Annotated in this window: 11 protein-coding genes; 7 read left to right on the forward strand and 4 right to left on the reverse strand. The window is 64.9% G+C overall.

Features of this window, described 5'->3' with window-relative positions:
- Nucleotides 1–490: 490 nt before the first annotated feature.
- The 6 genes from QRO95_RS11965 to QRO95_RS11990 all read left to right on the forward strand — a co-directional run bounded on the left by QRO95_RS11965 (nt 491) and on the right by QRO95_RS11990 (nt 6,572).
- A complete protein-coding gene (locus QRO95_RS11965; protein ID WP_019337359.1) occupies nt 491–1,078 on the forward strand; it encodes a glutathione peroxidase in 588 nt (195 codons plus the stop codon).
- Between the two features lie 96 nt (nt 1,079–1,174).
- Complete coding sequence (locus QRO95_RS11970) at nt 1,175–2,152, forward strand: FKBP-type peptidyl-prolyl cis-trans isomerase (protein ID WP_019337358.1); 978 nt, start codon at nt 1,175–1,177, stop codon at nt 2,150–2,152.
- 23 nt (nt 2,153–2,175) lie between these two features.
- On the forward strand, nt 2,176–3,525 hold the full coding sequence (locus QRO95_RS11975; protein WP_032127659.1) for a UDP-glucose/GDP-mannose dehydrogenase family protein: 1,350 nt from the start codon (nt 2,176–2,178) through the stop codon (nt 3,523–3,525).
- On the forward strand, nt 3,518–3,757 hold the full coding sequence (locus QRO95_RS11980) for a SlyX family protein (RefSeq protein ID WP_019660397.1): 240 nt from the start codon (nt 3,518–3,520) through the stop codon (nt 3,755–3,757). The genes QRO95_RS11975 and QRO95_RS11980 overlap by 8 nt, the downstream gene beginning before the upstream one ends.
- 10 nt (nt 3,758–3,767) lie before the next feature.
- Nucleotides 3,768–4,451, forward strand: a complete 684-nt coding sequence (locus QRO95_RS11985; RefSeq protein ID WP_285302640.1) for a DUF2058 domain-containing protein — start codon at nt 3,768–3,770, stop codon at nt 4,449–4,451.
- A 48-nt stretch (nt 4,452–4,499) separates the two neighbouring features.
- Nucleotides 4,500–6,572, forward strand: coding sequence for an acyltransferase family protein (locus tag QRO95_RS11990; RefSeq protein WP_285302641.1), 2,073 nt, complete (start codon nt 4,500–4,502; stop codon nt 6,570–6,572).
- A gap of 212 nt (nt 6,573–6,784) precedes the next feature.
- On the opposite strand, the gene metH is transcribed toward QRO95_RS11990, so the two are convergent.
- Genes metH through QRO95_RS12005 form a run of 3 tightly spaced genes read right to left on the reverse strand, consistent with a single transcriptional unit; the run spans nt 6,785 to nt 11,561 of the window.
- The gene (gene metH / locus QRO95_RS11995; protein WP_285302642.1) at nt 6,785–9,469 is read right to left on the reverse strand and encodes a methionine synthase; all 2,685 of its coding nucleotides are present in this window, start codon (nt 9,467–9,469) and stop codon (nt 6,785–6,787) included.
- 57 nt (nt 9,470–9,526) lie between these two features.
- Nucleotides 9,527–10,618 carry a homocysteine S-methyltransferase family protein gene (locus tag QRO95_RS12000; protein WP_285302643.1) on the reverse strand — a complete coding sequence of 364 codons (1,092 nt, stop codon included), beginning with the start codon at nt 10,616–10,618 and terminating at the stop codon, nt 9,527–9,529.
- 13 nt (nt 10,619–10,631) lie between these two features.
- Nucleotides 10,632–11,561, reverse strand: a complete 930-nt coding sequence (locus tag QRO95_RS12005) for a metalloregulator ArsR/SmtB family transcription factor (protein WP_285302644.1) — start codon at nt 11,559–11,561, stop codon at nt 10,632–10,634.
- 153 nt (nt 11,562–11,714) lie between these two features.
- Here QRO95_RS12005 and QRO95_RS12010 point away from each other — a divergent pair, with 153 nt between their 5' ends.
- A complete protein-coding gene (locus QRO95_RS12010) occupies nt 11,715–12,863 on the forward strand; it encodes an acyl-CoA dehydrogenase family protein (protein WP_180845359.1) in 1,149 nt (382 codons plus the stop codon).
- Nucleotides 12,864–12,908: 45 nt separating this feature from the next.
- Here QRO95_RS12010 and QRO95_RS12015 read toward each other — a convergent pair whose 3' ends face one another.
- A complete protein-coding gene (locus QRO95_RS12015) occupies nt 12,909–13,826 on the reverse strand; it encodes a hypothetical protein (RefSeq protein WP_285302645.1) in 918 nt (305 codons plus the stop codon).
- Between the last annotated feature and the right edge of the window lie 279 nt (nt 13,827–14,105).

Here is a 14,105-nt window from a genome sequence, read left to right on the forward strand (position 1 = left end):
AGCAGCGGCGGAAACAGGGGCGGAAACAGGGGCGGTGGACGTGGCACACCAGGCCAGCACGAGCAGGGTCGAAACAGCGACGGCCGCGGGTGCGGTGAGGTTGCGACGGATCCGGACGTTCATGGCTTCCCCCTGTCTCAGGTGACTGGTGTTGTATGCAACTATAACACCGGCACGCCTACGTGCAACCCCTTGCCGTCCCCAACTGATGGCAGGGGTGGTCAGATTGCTGAAACATCCCTTTAGTCGATTGATTTAAAAGGGAAATGAATCTTCTGCAGGGGGCTTTTCGGGGTGGCCTTCCATTCAGTGATGTCCATGCTATGTCATCACTGCGCCTTCGATGGCACCCGGGCAGCACATTCGCCACGCCGCGCAAAGCCCGGGGGGACCTGTGCCATCAGGGGCTCCAGAGCCCGGTGCTATAGTTCGGCCGATTCCCGGCCAGCACTGGCCGGGCCTTGTGAATGGCTACCGCGGACCGCCTCTGATGCCCCTGCCGACCGTTTCCCCGTGCCGCCTGCGCGGCCTGTCCCTGCTGGCCCTGATGGTGGCCGGCGCCGCCGGTTCCGCCAGTGCGCTGGCGGCCGACCTGCTCGATCTGGAATACCGGCCGTTGGCCAGCAAGCAGCAGGTGAATCTGCAGCAGCGCTATCACGGGCAGGTGCTGCTGGTGGTCAACACCGCCAGCAAGTGTGGCTACACGCCGCAGTACGAAGGGCTGGAGGCGCTGCAGAAGCGCTATGCAGGCCGCGGTTTTGCGGTGCTGGGCTTTCCTTCCAATGACTTCAAGGGCCAGGAACCGGGTGACGAGAAGCAGATCCAGGACTTCTGCACCCTGACCTACGGCGTCAAGTTCCCGATGTTCGAGAAGGTGCATGTGGTCGGCACGCAGGCCACGCCGCTGTACCAGCGGTTGACCGCAGCGACCGGCGTTGCGCCGGCCTGGAACTTCCACAAGTACCTCGTGGGCCGCGATGGCAAGGTCATTGCCCAGTTCGCCAGCAAGGTGACGCCGGACGATCCGCAGCTGACCGCGGCCATCGACAAGGCGCTGGCGGCAGCCGCCACGCATTGATATCCAGCACGCATGCCTCGACATCGACGGCATGCGTGCGACAATGTTTCTTTTCGCGCCGACGTCGGCGCCCAGACACTTCCAGGAATGCAGCGAATGAAGATGGGAATGCGCGGCGCCGCGGCGTCGGTTCTGATTCTGGCGATGGGCACTTCAGGTGTCGCTCTGTCGCAACAACCGGCTGCCCCCGCAGCCGCCAAGGAGACCGCAACCTTGAATTCCCCCAAGCAGAAGCTCGGCTACGCCATCGGCCTTGATGTCGCCAAGTCGTTCACCCCGATCGCCGATGAGATCGATGTGGCCGCCCTGCGCACCGCCGTTGAGCGTTCGTTCGAGGGCCTGCAGCCGCAGATCACCCAGGAACAGGCCAAGGCCACCGATGCCGCCCTGCGCCAGGTCGTGATGGCCCGCAGCGGCCAGCAGGTGCCGGGCGTGGCACCGGGCTCGCAGCCGCCGAAGGTCGACCGCGTCAAGGTGTCGCAGATGATCGGCTCCTACTCGGTGGGTCCGTCGCTGGCGCAGCTGAAGGACGATATCGATGTCGCCTCGTTGTTTGACGCAATCAGCACCGGCCTGACCAAGGGCCAGCCGAAGATGACGGAAGCTGACGCGACCGCCACCATCCAGGCCTTCATGGGTGCCAAGCAGGCTGAAATGCAGGCCAAGGCCGCCCAGGCTGCGCAGACCAACCGCACGGAAGGCAACGCATTCCTGGCCAAGAACAAGACCCAGCCGGGCGTGGTGACCACCTCGTCGGGCCTGCAGTACCAGGTGATCCGCCCGGGTAGCGGCGAGCGCCCGCTGCCGAGCAGCAAGGTGCGCGTGAACTACGAAGGCAAGCTGCTCAACGGCACCGTGTTCGACAGTTCCTACGGCCGCCAGCCGGCCGAGTTCGGTCTGGACCAGGTGATCAAGGGCTGGACCGAAGGCGTCGCGCTGATGCCGGTCGGTTCGAAGTACCGCTTCTGGATCCCGGGCGAACTCGCCTACGGTGAGAACGGCACCCCGGGCGGCCCGATCGGCCCGAACGCGACTCTGACGTTCGACGTCGAGCTGCTGGGCGTTCTGCCGTAAGTCATTCAGGAGCGAATACGGATATGCGCGTTGCGATTTTTGGTACCGGCTACGTTGGACTGGTGACCGGTACCTGCCTGGCCGATGTTGGTCATCAGGTGGTCTGTGTCGATATCGACCAGGCCAAGGTGGATGGCCTCAACCAGGGCATCATCCCGATCTATGAACCCGGCCTGGAGCCGATGGTGAAGGCCAACCATGCCGCAGCGCGGCTGGCGTTCACCACGGATGCCGCGGCCGCCATCGATCACGGCCAGGTGGTGTTCATCGCCGTTGGTACGCCACCGGACGAGGATGGCAGTGCCGATCTTCAATACGTGCTTGCCGTAGCCCGGACCATTGGTCGGCACATGAGTGTGCCGACCGTGGTGGTGAACAAGTCGACGGTGCCGGTCGGCACCGCCGACAAGGTGCGTGCCGCCATTGCCGAAGAGCTGGCCGCGCGTGGCGCGGACATCGCCTTCGACGTGGTGTCCAACCCGGAATTCCTGAAGGAAGGCGATGCGGTTGCGGACTGCATGCGCCCGGACCGCATCATCATCGGTGCGGCGAACGAAGAGTCGGTGGCGGTGATGCGTCGCCTGTACGCGCCGTTCAACCGCAACCACGACCGCGTGGTGGAAATGGACGTGCGTTCGGCCGAACTGACCAAGTACGCCGCCAATGCGATGCTGGCGACCAAGATTTCGTTCATGAATGAAATCGCCAACATTGCTGAACGCGTCGGTGCCGATGTCGAGCAGGTCCGCCAGGGCATTGGTTCGGATCCACGCATCGGCTGGCACTTCATCTATCCGGGTGCCGGTTACGGCGGCTCGTGCTTCCCCAAGGACGTGCAGGCATTGGCCCGTACCGCCCAGCAGTATGGCCTTGAGCCGAAGCTGCTCAATGCGGTTGAAGCGGTCAACGATGCGCAGAAGGGTCATCTGTTTGCCCTCATCCAGCGTCATTACGACAAGGGCGAGGACGAGGGCGTGCGTGGAAAGACCTTCGCCGTATGGGGTCTGGCCTTCAAGCCGAACACCGACGACATGCGTGAGGCCTCCAGCCGTCGACTGCTGGCGCAGCTGTGGGAAGGCGGTGCGACGGTGCGTGCCTACGATCCGGAGGCGATGCACGAGTCGCAGCGCATCTTCGGCGAACGCGATGACCTGGTGTTCTGCAACAGTGCCGATGAAGCGCTGCAGGGTGCCGACGCGCTGGTGGTGGTCACCGAGTGGAAGCAGTTCCGCAGCCCCGACTTCCAAAAGCTGCGCGAGCAGCTGAAGGATGCGGCGGTGTTCGACGGCCGCAACCTGTATGAGCCGGGCGAAGTGGAAGCCGCAGGTCTTGCGTACTACGGCATTGGCCGGGGGCGCTCGTTGCATGTCTGATCTGCCCACTGAACGCGAGCAGGCGCTGGAAGCGCGCCTGGTCGAGCTGGAAATGCGCGTGTCCTTCCAGGAGCAGGCGCTGGCCGAACTGAGCGATGCGCTGGCGGACGCCCGCATGCAGGGCATGCGCAACGCCGATGTGCTGCGCGTGCTGCTGGAAGACCTGGGCAAGGTCCGCAACGCACTCAATTCTTCCGATCCGGCGAGCGAACCGCCGCCGCCGCACTACTGATCCGAATCCTATGAGCGATACCCTCCGCGACCAGCTGATGGGCCTGGGCTTCAAGCCGGCGCCCAAGCCCGAGCGCAAGAATGATGGCCCCCGCCGCGATGGCCGCCCGCAGGGCAAGGGTGGCAATGGCAATGGAAAGCCGCAGGGCGCCGGCAAGGGCGAGCACAAGCCCGGCGAGCGCCGTGGGCAGGGCCATGGCGCGGGCAAGCCCGGCGGGCATGCGCGCGGTGGCCAGAGCCAGCAGGGCCCGCGCAAGCCGCGCAGCACCGAAGAGATGGATCTGGCCAAGGCCTATGCCATCCGGGCGCAGCGGGAGAAGGAAGAGCGCATCGAGACCGAGCGCCTGAAGCAGGAAGAAGCACGCGTGCGCCGCGAGGCGAAGGCCAAGCTGGAAGAACTGCTGAAGGACAAGAGCCTCAACGCCGAGGCAGCGGACATCGCCCGCCACTTCCCGTATGGCGGCAAGATCAAGCGCATCTATGTGACCGCCGAACAGCTGACCGCGCTCAATGCCGGTGAGCTGGGTGTGGTCCAGCTCAATGGCCGCTACCTGCTGGTAACGGCCGACGTGCTGGCACAGTCCGAGGCGGTGTTCGCCGCCTCGGTGGCGCTGAAGGTCGATCCGAATGCGCCGGCCGAGGAAGATCCGTACGCGGACCCGCAGTACCAGGTGCCGGACGACCTGGTCTGGTAAAGGCGCAACCACCGCGGACGGCACTGCCCCCGCGGTTGGGGGGAAGGGATGACCGCTGATCCAAGCCGTGGCTACGTGCCGCACATTGACGGCCTGCGCGCGATTGCCGTGCTGGCCGTCATCGTGTTCCACCTGGACCCGGCCTGGTTGCCGGGCGGGTTCACCGGCGTAGACGTGTTCTTCGTCATTTCCGGGTTCGTGGTCAGCGCGTCGGTGCACCGGCTGCCGCCGTTGTCGCTGTGGCAGTCGATGCTGCGCTTCTATTCGCGACGCATCCGCCGCATCGCACCTGCGCTGATCAGCTGCCTGCTGTTGACCGCCGTCGGCAGCGTGCTGTTCATTCCCGAGTCCTGGCTCAGCGAGGCCAGTGACAAGACCGGGCTGATGGCATTCTTCGGCTTCAGCAACTGGGTGCTGGCGCTGATCGGCAACGACTATTTCGCGCCCAAGGCCGAATTCAATCCCTATACCCATACCTGGTCGCTGGGCGTGGAGGAACAGTTCTACCTGCTGTTCCCGCTGCTGTTCCTGGCCTGGGCGCGCGGCGCGCGCGGGCGCTGGATCAGCCTTGGCCTGTTTGCCGTGGTCAGCGCGGCGTCGCTGCTGCATGCGGCGGTGCTGGGCCTGCGCGAGGCGCCGCCATCGTGGGCGTTCTACGCCACCACTACGCGGCTGTGGCAGCTGGGTGTTGGCGTACTGCTGTTCCAGTTGCTGCATGTTCGCCAGCCAGTGGATGCGGTGACGACGATTGCACTGAAGCGCGCTGCGCCCGTGTTCTCGCTGCTCGCGATGGTGGCGCTGGCCTTGCTGTGCTGGGCATTGTGGACCGCACGGGCCGGACGTTCGCCGTGGCCTGATGGCCTGCTGCCGACCTTTGCTGCGGCAGGCCTGCTGTGGGCGCTGCATCATCATCCCCGGTCCTGGGTGGCACGCCTGTTGGCCAGCAGGCCGATGCGCTCCATCGGCCTGCTGTCGTACTCGCTGTATCTGTGGCACTGGCCGGTATTCGTGCTGATGCGCTGGACCGTGGGCCTGCAGACACCCCTGCAGATGAGCGCTGCGATGGCGCTGGTGCTGCTGCTGTCGTGGTTGTCGTGGCGCTGGGTGGAGCAACCGTTCCGGGGCCCCTTGGCGCAGCGTCTGCGCCCGGGTCGCTGGGTGCTGGCAGGTTCGGTTGTGCTGCTGGTCGCGGCCGGCACCCAGACGCTGCTGTACCTGCAGGCACCGCGGATATCACTGAGCACGGTCAGTCGGCATCCCGGCGACTGGTATCCCAACGGCAAGAGCGTGGCAGGCGACTATCCCGACTGCAACCTGGTGACCACCAAGCGACGCTTCGAAGGTGGCAGCATGCGGACCTATGCGCGTGGTGACTGCGATCGGCCGGTGCCTGCCGGTGCGCCGAAGCAGGTGTTCGTTGCTGGCGATTCGCATGCAATGGCCTACATCGAGCTGCTGCAGCGGCTGGCGCTTGAGAGTGGCTCGGAGGTGATTCTCTACGGTCGTGGTGGATGCCCGCAGGTGAGCCTGCAGAAGTGGCGCGGCGCGGGTGCCGGTTGCAGTGATTTCGACGCAGCGATGCTCGCCGATGTCACGCAGCGTGCGCAGCCAGGTGATGCCGTGGTGCTGGTGTCGCTGCGGATACCGCGCTTGTCCGATCAGTTCGTATTGTTCGATGCGCAGGCGCAGCTGGCGGGCGAGGTGACCCCGGAAGCCACTGCAGGGCGCGAGGCCGAAGTGGCCGAGGCGATCACCCAGTGGAAACCGTTGGCCGAGCGCGGTGTGCGAATTGTGCTGGAGGCGCCCAAACCGGTGCTGCCGGCGCCGCCGTATCGCTGCTCTGACCGCTTCAATTCACGCAACGAGGTCTGCCGCAACGGCCTGGACAGCACGCGTGAGGCGATGGAAACGCTGCGTGCGCCGATGCTGGGCAGCCTGCAGCAGGTGGTCGATGGCCTGCCAGGAGGTGTGCTGTGGGATCCGATGCCGGTGCTGTGTGATGACGTGCTGTGCCCGGCGCAGCGCGATGGCCGGCCGTTGTTCTTCGATGGCGATCACCTCAGCGCGCATGGCAACCGTGTGCTGCTGCCGTCGCTGCAGCAGGTACTGCTGCAGCAGTAGGACCGCGCCGGCGTCAGGCCTTGAAGCGGCTCCGGCGTGCGCGGATCAGTGGCAGGCTCGGTGCGAAGAAGCACAGCAGTGCGCCGACCAGGGCAAACGACACCGGACGAGAAACCGTCAAAGCCCAGCGCAATGATGAAGCGAAAAGGGGACGGAGGGGATTAAGTCGTTTTTGGCACAAACGACTTAATCCCCTCCGTCCCCTTTTTGTGTCATTCGGGGTCGTAGTCGAGGTTGGAGGCCAGCCAGCGCTCGGCCTGGGCGCGGTCCACGCCCTTGCGGCGGGCGTAGTCGCTGACCTGCTCGCGGCTGAGGCGGCCGACCACGAAGTACTGGCTCTGCGGATGGCTGAAGTAATAGCCCGAAACGGCCGCCGTAGGCAGCATCGCGAAGCTCTCGGTTAGTTCCATGCTGGCGTTGGCTTCGGCCTGCAGCAGGTCGAACAGGCGTCGCTTTTCGCTGTGCTCCGGGCAGGCGGGGTAACCCGGTGCCGGGCGGATGCCGCTGTACTGCTCGTCGATCAGCGCCTCGTTGTCCAGTGTCTCGGCATGGTCGTAGCCCCAGAAATCGACGCGCACGCGCTGGTGCAGGCGCTCGGCCAGCGCTTCGGCGAAGCGATCGGCGAGGGCCTTCAGCAGAATCGCGTTGTAGTCATCGTGGTCGGCTTCGAAGCGCGCTACGTGCGCGTCGATGCCGATGCCGGCAGTGACGGCGAAGGCCCCGATCCAATCCTGCTTGCCGCTGTCGGCCGGGGCGATGAAATCGGCCAGGCAGAAATCCGGGCGCTCGGCCGGCTTGTCCACCTGCTGGCGCAGGAAGTGCAGGGTGGTCTCGCCCTGCGGGTGCTGCACGCGCACGTCGTCGCCGATGCTGTTCGCCGGCCACAGGCCGAACACGGCCTTGGCGGTCAGCCATTTCTCATTGACGATGCGCTCAAGCATCGCGCGGGCGTCCCTGTACAGATCGCTGGCCTGGGTGCCGACGATTTCGTCGGTGAGGATGGCCGGGAACTTGCCGGCCAGCTCCCAGGCCTGGAAGAACGGCGTCCAGTCGATGTAGTCGACCAGTTCGGCCAGCGGGTAGTCGTCAAATACGTGCAGGCCGGGCTGGTTCGGTGCCGGCGGCGTGTAGGTGTCCCAGCCGCCCTGGAATTTCTGCCCACGCGCGTGTTCCAGCGAAACCAGGCGCTTGGCATCGCCACGGTTGCGATGGCGCGCGCGGATCTCGGCATAGTCGGCCTCGTTGGCGGCTACGAAGGCCTCGCGCAGGTCACGCGAGATCAGCGACTGGGCCACGCCGACCGCGCGCGAGGCGTCCTTCACCCACACCGTGGGCGCCTTGTAATGTGGGTCGATCTTCAGCGCGGTGTGCGCGCGCGAGGTGGTCGCTCCACCGATCAGCAGCGGCAGGTCGAAGCCCTGGCGCTGCATCTCCCGGGCCACGTGGCTCATCTCTTCCAGTGATGGAGTGATCAGGCCGGACAGGCCGATCAGGTCGGCGTTGTGCTCGCGCGCGGCATCGAGGATCTTCTGCGCCGGCACCATCACGCCAAGGTCGACCACCTCGAAGTTGTTGCAGGCCAGGACTACGCCGACGATGTTCTTGCCGATGTCATGCACATCCCCCTTCACCGTGGCCATGATGATCTTGCCGTTGCTCTTGGCGGTGTCGCCACTGCGCGCCTTCTCGGCCTCGATGTAGGGCAGCAGGTAGGCCACGGCCTTCTTCATCACGCGCGCGGATTTCACCACCTGCGGCAGGAACATCTTGCCGGCGCCGAACAGGTCGCCGACCACGTTCATGCCATCCATCAACGGACCTTCGATCACGTCCAGCGGGCGGCTGGACGCCTGCCGGGCCAGTTCGGTGTCTTCTTCCACGAAGGCATCCAGGCCGTGCACCAGCGCGTGCGCCAGGCGCTGCGCCACCGGCTTCTCGCGCCAGGCGAGGTCTTCGGTCTTCGCCGCGCCCTTCTTGCCCTTGTAGCGCTCGGCGATTTCCAGCAGGCGCTCGGTGGCATCGCTGCGGCGGTTGAGGATCACATCCTCCACGCGCTCGCGCAGTTCCGGTTCCAGTTCGTCGTAGATCGGCATGGCGCCGGCGTTGACGATGCCCATGTCCATGCCGGCGGCAATGGCGTGGTACAGGAACACCGAGTGGATGGCCTGGCGCACCGTTTCGTTGCCGCGGAACGAGAACGAGACGTTGGAAACACCGCCGGACACATGGCAGTGCGGCAGCGTCTGCTTGATGATGCGGGTGGCTTCGATGAAGTCCACCGCATAGTTGTCGTGCTCTTCGATGCCGGTAGCGACGGCGAAGATGTTCGGGTCGAAGATGATGTCCTGCGGTGGGAATCCGATCTCGTCGACCAGGATGCGGTAGGCGCGGGTGCAGATCTCGACCTTGCGTGCGCAGGTGTCAGCCTGGCCGCTTTCGTCGAATGCCATCACCACCGCGGCAGCGCCATAGCGCAGGACCTTGCGTGCGTGCTCGCGGAACAGCGCCTCGCCTTCCTTCAGCGAGATCGAATTGACCACGCTCTTGCCCTGCAGGCACTTCAGGCCGGCCTCGATCACGCTCCACTTGGAGGAGTCGACCATCACCGGAATACGGGCGATGTCCGGCTCGGACATGATCAGGTTGAGGTAGCGGGTCATCGCCGCTTCCGAATCGATCAGGCCCTCGTCCATGTTGACGTCGAGGATCTGCGCACCGCTGGCCACCTGCTGGCGGGCCACGTCCACCGCTTCTTCGTAGCGGCCTTCCTTGACCAGCTTGCGGAACTGCGCGCTGCCGGTGACGTTGGTGCGTTCGCCGACGTTGATGAACAGCAGGTCCGGAGTGATGACCAGAGGTTCCAGGCCGGACAGGCGGGTAGGGCGGACAGGCGTCATGGCAGGCGTCAGCTCAACAGCAATAGGGCGGGAAGTGCGGAACGGTGGCGGCGACATTCATGCGGCCTGCTCCTGGACACCGGGCAGGGCGCGCGGTGGCAGCCCGACCACGGCCTCGGCGATTGCGCGGATGTGGTCAGGGGTGGAGCCACAGCAGCCACCGACCAGGTTCAACAGGCCATCCTCGGCGAAACCGCGCAGGGTGCTGGCCATGTCCTCGGGCGTCTCGTCGTACTCGCCGAAGGCATTGGGCAGGCCTGCGTTGGGGTGCGCGCTGACGTAGCAGTCGGCGACCTGCGAAAGGGTTTCCACGTGCGGGCGCATCGCATCGGCACCCAGTGCGCAGTTCAGGCCGATCGACAATGGGCGCGCATGCGCGAGCGACGCGTGGAAGGCCTCGGCGGTCTGCCCGGACAGCGTGCGTCCCGAGGCATCAGTGATGGTGCCGGAGATCATCACGGGCAACCTTGCGCCGCGTGCATCGAAGGCCTCCTCCAGTGCATACAGCGCGGCCTTGGCATTGAGCGTGTCGAAGATGGTCTCGACCATGATGGTGTCGGCGCCGCCGTCGATCAGGCCGTCAATGGCTTCGCGGTACGTGTCGCGAAGCTCGTCGAAGCTGGTGTTGCGAAAGCCCGGATCGTTGACATCGGGACTGATCGAGGCAGTGCGGCTGGTCGGGCCGATCACCCCGATCACGAAGCGTGGCTTGCCTGGTGTGGTTGCGGCTACCGTATCGCAGCAGGCGCGTGCCACCGCTGCGCCAGCCTTGTTCAACTCGTACACCAGGTGTTCGAGGTGGTAGTCGGCCTGGCTGACCGACGTGGCGTTGAAGGTGTTGGTCTCGACCAGATCCGCGCCCGCTTCCAGGTAGGCGGTATGGATGTCGGCGACGATCTGCGGCCGGGTCAGCAGCAGCAGATCGTTGTTGCCCTTCAGGTCATGCCCTTCCTGCACGGCGTGGTCGCAAGCGGGGCCATGCACATGATCGTAGCCACCGGCGAAGCGCTCGCCGCGGTAGTCGTCTTCCTGCAGGCCATGGCGCTGGATCATGGTGCCCATCGCGCCGTCGATGATCAGGATCCGCTCGCGCAGGGCGTCGAGCAGGGCGTTGGCACGATCAGGATGCAACCAGGGCAGGGCAGGCATGGCGATCTCGGGCTCAGGGCTTGTTGGCGATCAGTGAAATCACTTCGAAGTGCGGCGGACGCTTTTCGCGGGTGACCGTCTCCAGGCTGGATACCTGCAGGCCGGCCTTGTCGACGAACCTGCGCAGCTCCTTGTCGCTGAAGCCGAGGTTGACGTGGCCGTAGGCCTCCACCGCCGCCTTGTGCTCGTGGCGGGCCAGGCTGCACAGCAGCAGGCGGCCGCCGGAGCGCAGCACGCGCGCGGCTTCGGTCACCGCCTGCGCCGGTTTGCTGGCGTAGGTCAGCGCATGCATCAGCACCACCAGGTCGAAGCTGCCGTCCTTGAACGGCAGCGCATGCATGTCGCCCTCGCGCACTTCCACATTGGGCAGGCGGCGCAGGCGCTCGCTGGCAGCGGCAACCACGCGCGCGCTGGTATCGATGCAGATGTAGCGCTTGGCATGCGGGGCGACGAGTTCGGCCAGCACGCCGTCACCGGAGGCGATGTCCAGCACGTCGCCGGTCTCCAGCAGCGGCAACGCGGTACGCGCGAGGGCTTCCCAGGTGCGGCCGGGAGAATAGTGGCGCTCCATGTCGCCGGCCACGCTGTCGGCCCAGTTCTGGTCGGAGGCACGGTGGGCCAGCACGGCGGCGACACGTTCAGCGTCCTGCCGCAGCAACGGGTCGTCGCTTCCATTGCTCAAGGCATGCCACAATGCACGCTGCGCCGGGTCCAGCTGGACCTCGTCGAAGCGGTAATAGGCCGACACGCCCGCACGGCGGTCGCGGACCAGGCCGGCTTCCTTCAGGCGCGCCAGGTGGGTGGACACCCGCGGCTGTGCCAGCCGGGTGATCGCCGACAGTTCGGCCACGGTCAGTTCCTCCTGCTCCAGCAGCGCCAGCAAGCGCACGCGGGTGGCATCGGCGAACACCTTGAGGCGGGTCGACCAGTCTTCCAGATCCATAAATATCTACCTATCGCGATATATAGATATATTCGCTGAGAACGCCTGCCGCGGTCAAGTCGCTGGCGTACGGAAACTGGCGGGCCCCGGTACAATCGAGGCACCTGGGCGCGCGGTGCGCGGCCCATAACTTCATGTACCCGGGAGGGTGTTGTGGATTTCAGCTTTACTGAAGAGCAGTTGATGCTGCAGGACGTGGCGCGGCGCATCGCGCAGGAAAAGATCGCCCCCAGCGCGGAGCACCATGACCGCACCGGCGAGTTCCCGCTGGACAACATCCGCCTGCTGGGTGAAAACGGCCTGATGGGCATCGAAGTGCCGACCGAATACGGTGGCGCGGGCATGGACCCGGTGGCGTACGTGTTGGCGATGGTGGAGGTCGCCGCCGCCGACGCAGCCCATTCGACCATCATGTCGGTCAACAACTCGCTGTTCTGCAACGGCATCCTCACCCACGGTACCGAGGAACAGAAGCAGAAGTATGTGCGTGCCATCGCCGAAGGCGAGGCCATCGGCGCGTTCGCGCTGACCGAGCCGCAGTCCGGTTCGGACGCCACGGCCATGCGCTGCCGCGCGGTGAAGCAGGCCGATGGCACCTTCGTCATCAACGGCAAGAAGAGCTGGATCACCTCCGGCCCGGTGGCCAAGTACATCGTGCTGTTCGCAATGAGCGAGCCGGACAAGGGCGCGCGCGGCATCACCGCCTTCATCATCGATACCGACAAGGCGGGCTTCGGTCGTGGCAAGACCGAGCCCAAGCTCGGCATCCGTGCCTCGGCCACCTGCGAGATCGAGTTCAACGATTACGTGGCACAGGCCGAAGACGTGCTGGGCCAGGAAGGCGAGGGCTTCAAGATCGCGATGAGCGTGCTCGATGCCGGCCGCATCGGTATCGCCTCGCAGGCCATCGGCATCGCCCGTGCCGCCTATGAAGCGACCCTGGAGTACGTGAAGGAGCGCAAGGCGTTCGGCGCGGCCATTGGTACCTTCCAGATGACCCAGGCCAAGATCGCCGACATGAAGTGCAAGCTGGACGCAGCGCTGCTGCTGACCCTGCGCGCGGCGTGGGTGAAGGGCCAGGGCAAGCGCTTCAGCACCGAAGCGGCGGTGGCCAAGCTGACGGCCTCGGAAGCGGCGATGTGGATCACCCATCAGGCCGTGCAGATTCATGGCGGCATGGGATATTCGAAGGAAATGCCGCTGGAGCGCTACTTCCGTGATGCCAAGATCACCGAGATCTACGAGGGCACCTCGGAAATCCAGCGCCTGGTGATCGCCCGCAACGAGACCGGGCTGCGCTGATGGACCCGACGGGGCGGCGATTGCCGCCCCGTTTCTTTTGTACGATCAACGTGGCAATCGGCAAACAATATCCTTTCCATTCCATTCACAGACGATCTGAAGTGATTCCTGTGGCATTCCCGGATGCATGGTCACGCCATAGAGCCGGGCCGAGTCCACCCACCGTTCGAGCTCGTCGTGATCGTCGAAGCGATAGCTGCCGATGAAGTTCCGGGCCAAATCCGGATCGGTTGCCGCACCATCCGGAATCTTGTTGCCCTTGGCGTCAAGGCTTTCACCTTGCACATAGCGGGCTCTATCAACCGCAGAAGGCGTGATGACCAGCGTGGTTTTTGAACCATCGCGCCATGTGATCCGATAGATGGCGCTGTCAATGCCGATGGTCTTGCTGACGAAGCTCAGTCCGATCGACGAAAGGAACGTCGCCATGCTGTTCCAGGCGGCCGACGAAGTCGTTGCGCCTGTGAACGCCTTGCCAATATCGCCTTCCAGTCTTGATCGCTCAGTGGCCATCTGAACGACATCGTAGGCGTTGAGGCTCTTGTGCTCTTCCGGAAAGCTTATGCCGTTGGCGAATTGCGGATCATCTGGATGCACCTCGTACTGGATTCCTCTTCCGGCCCACTGCCGCGGCGCGAACTGTACGGTTGGCACGTTGTTGTCGAGCATGCCCATGATTCGATTGAAGGATGCGTTGATTGGCCCGGGAATCTGCGCCCTTGTTGCGCGGTAGCGACGTAGCTCGCGATCGTATTCCACATCGAAACCATGAATCCGGCGCTGCTGGAAGTCGGCGACGATGGTGGGCCCCGTGCCCGAGGAAAGTGCCAATGCGCGCGGGTCACGACAGTTGTCGCAGACGAGGACGCCCTTGGCGCGGGCTTCCTGGATACTGCCGGCTGCAAACAACGTGCTGAGCAGCAGAGCGGTGCGGCTGAAGAATCGTAGAGCTTTTCCATCCATGATTTGTCTCCTGGGACGGCATCGGATCGATTGCCGTAGAAACATCTGGATAGCAACGATCAGGACGTATCGGACCTCTGCGCGGCCAGAAATCCAACGTTGGGGTTGTCTGCGAACCCGGGAGACGCCTTGAGCGCGAGTGTGGCGTGCGATCCCATACGGTGCAGCGGTCCGGTGTTCGCAATGTGGGCTGGATGCGACCTGCCTCCGGCGCCACCATAGGCACCGTGGTTGCACTGCTGCGCTGACACGTGGCACTGCAAAGCGCCAACCAAGGTT

It is taken from the genome of Stenotrophomonas maltophilia group sp. Smal13, from assembly GCF_030236855.1.
Classification (GTDB): Bacteria; Pseudomonadota; Gammaproteobacteria; order Xanthomonadales; family Xanthomonadaceae; genus Stenotrophomonas; species Stenotrophomonas maltophilia_A.

Coding starts and splice junctions, on each gene's coding strand:
- QRO95_RS11965 (WP_019337359.1), top strand. CDS start 491: ATGCCCCTGCCGACCGTTTCCCCGTGCCGCCTGCGCGGCCTGTCCCTG.
- QRO95_RS11970 (WP_019337358.1), top strand. CDS start 1,175: ATGAAGATGGGAATGCGCGGCGCCGCGGCGTCGGTTCTGATTCTGGCG.
- QRO95_RS11975 (WP_032127659.1), top strand. CDS start 2,176: ATGCGCGTTGCGATTTTTGGTACCGGCTACGTTGGACTGGTGACCGGT.
- QRO95_RS11980 (WP_019660397.1), top strand. CDS start 3,518: ATGTCTGATCTGCCCACTGAACGCGAGCAGGCGCTGGAAGCGCGCCTG.
- QRO95_RS11985 (WP_285302640.1), top strand. CDS start 3,768: ATGAGCGATACCCTCCGCGACCAGCTGATGGGCCTGGGCTTCAAGCCG.
- QRO95_RS11990 (WP_285302641.1), top strand. CDS start 4,500: ATGACCGCTGATCCAAGCCGTGGCTACGTGCCGCACATTGACGGCCTG.
- metH (WP_285302642.1), bottom strand. CDS start 9,469: ATGACGCCTGTCCGCCCTACCCGCCTGTCCGGCCTGGAACCTCTGGTC.
- QRO95_RS12000 (WP_285302643.1), bottom strand. CDS start 10,618: ATGCCTGCCCTGCCCTGGTTGCATCCTGATCGTGCCAACGCCCTGCTC.
- QRO95_RS12005 (WP_285302644.1), bottom strand. CDS start 11,561: ATGGATCTGGAAGACTGGTCGACCCGCCTCAAGGTGTTCGCCGATGCC.
- QRO95_RS12015 (WP_285302645.1), bottom strand. CDS start 13,826: ATGGATGGAAAAGCTCTACGATTCTTCAGCCGCACCGCTCTGCTGCTC.